We start from the raw sequence: 1,785 nt of genomic DNA on the forward strand, positions 1-1,785 counted from the left end.
GCGTGCGCCCGCCGGTGCAGGGCCGCCGCGTTCGGCTCGCGGCCCGTCGTGGTCGCCGACGCGCGGGCCGGCGTACGTCCTCCCCGCAGGCGGGCTACCTCCCCGGCGAGCCGCTCGGCCGCGGTGTCCAGATCGGCCGAGGGTGCCGCCACGCGCAGCTCGTCGGTGACGGCGAGCAGCGCGGCGAGGTGCCCCGCGAGCTGGATGTCCAGCTCTTCCTCACGGGACCGGTGGGGGAAGTCGTGGGGGGTGCCGGCCATCGTGCTGTGGACCGACTTGGCGCGGATCGGTTCGTACATGGATGGCCTCCTGTGGTGCAACAGGAAACCATCCTAGCTTAGATCCAGTCTAAAGTTGAGTCGTTCACAAAAGGCCGTCGCGAAAAGGCCGCCCGCGCGGGCTTCGGGGTCGGTCTCAGGGCTGGTCTCAGGGCTGGCCGTAACCGTCCAGGAAGCGGGCGATCCGCCCGACCGCGTCCCGCAGGTCGGTGACCGACGGCAGGGTCACCACCCGGAAGTGGTCCGGCTCCGGCCAGTTGAAGCCGGTGCCCTGGACGACCATGATCTTCTCGCGGCGCAGCAGGTCCAGGACCATCCGCCGGTCGTCCTTGATCTTGAAGACGTCCGGGTCGAGCCGCGGGAAGAGGTACAGCGCCCCCTTCGGCTTCACGCAGCTCACGCCGGGGATCTGGGTCAGCAGCTCGTACGCCGTGTCCCGCTGCTCGCGCAGCCGTCCGCCGGGCAGGACCAGGTCGTTGATCGTCTGGCGTCCGCTGAGCGCCGCGACCACCCCGTGCTGGCCCGGCATGTTCGCGCACAGGCGCATGTTCGCCAGGATCGTCAGGCCCTCGATGTAGGAGTCGGCGTGGGCGCGCGGCCCCGAGATCGACATCCAGCCCACCCGGTAGCCGGCCACCCGGTACGCCTTCGACATGCCGTTGAAGGTGAGGGTGAGCAGATCGGGGGCGACGGAGGCGGTCGGGATGTGCTTCGCGTCGTCGTAGAGGATCTTGTCGTAGATCTCGTCCGAGCAGACCAGCAGGTTGTGGCGGCGGGCGATGTCGGTGAGGCCCTTGATGACCGCCTCGTCGTAGACCGCGCCGGTCGGGTTGTTCGGGTTGATGATCACGATCGCCTTGGTGCGGTCGGTGACCTTGCGCTCCACGTCGGCGAGGTCCGGCATCCAGTCCGACTGCTCGTCGCAGCGGTAGTGCACCGCCGTACCGCCGGAGAGGGAGACGGCCGCCGTCCACAGCGGGTAGTCGGGCGCGGGGACGAGCACCTCGTCGCCGTCGTCCAGCAGGCCCTGCATCGCCATCACGATCAGCTCGGAGACGCCGTTGCCGATGAAGACGTGCTCGACGTCGGTCTCGATGCCGAGGGTCTGGTTGTGCATGACCACCGCCCGGCGCGCGGCCAGCAGGCCCTTGGCGTCGCCGTAGCCGTGCGCCGTCGACACGTTGCGGAGGATGTCCTCCAGGATCTCGGGCGGGCACTCGAAGCCGAACGCCGCCGGGTTGCCGGTGTTCAGCTTGAGGATGCGGTGACCGGCCGCTTCCAGCCGCATCGCCTCCTCGAGCACCGGGCCCCGGATCTCGTAACAGACGTTGGAGAGCTTGGTCGACTGGATCACCTGCATGCTGGGAGCTTACGGCCCGGTATGGCCCTTCGGGCCGTGTTTCCCGCCACGTGAGACGCGTCGTTTCGAGCGATATGTCCGTCGGCTGTCCCGCCGCCCCCTTACGTCCCTACAATGCGCCGCCATGTCCAGCCCTCCTCCGCACGC

Annotated in this window: 2 protein-coding genes; both read right to left on the reverse strand. The window is 69.1% G+C overall.

Annotated elements, in window-relative coordinates; translation table 11 throughout:
- Positions 1 to 299 (reverse strand): hypothetical protein (locus B7767_RS34185; RefSeq protein ID WP_085575490.1); only part of this gene is annotated, 299 nt, incomplete at its 3' end.
- Positions 300 to 426: 127 nt separating this feature from the next.
- Positions 427 to 1,638, reverse strand: coding sequence for a pyridoxal phosphate-dependent aminotransferase (locus B7767_RS34190; RefSeq protein ID WP_085575491.1), 1,212 nt, complete (start codon positions 1,636 to 1,638; stop codon positions 427 to 429).
- Positions 1,639 to 1,785 lie beyond the last annotated feature (147 nt).

Origin of the sequence: Streptomyces sp. 13-12-16 (assembly GCF_002114215.1) — a bacterium.
Lineage (GTDB): Bacteria > Actinomycetota > Actinomycetes > Streptomycetales > Streptomycetaceae > Streptomyces.

Excerpts from the sequence above, each read along its gene's own strand:
- B7767_RS34190 (WP_085575491.1), bottom strand. The coding sequence starts at position 1,638 with ATGCAGGTGATCCAGTCGACCAAGCTCTCCAACGTCTGTTACGAGATC.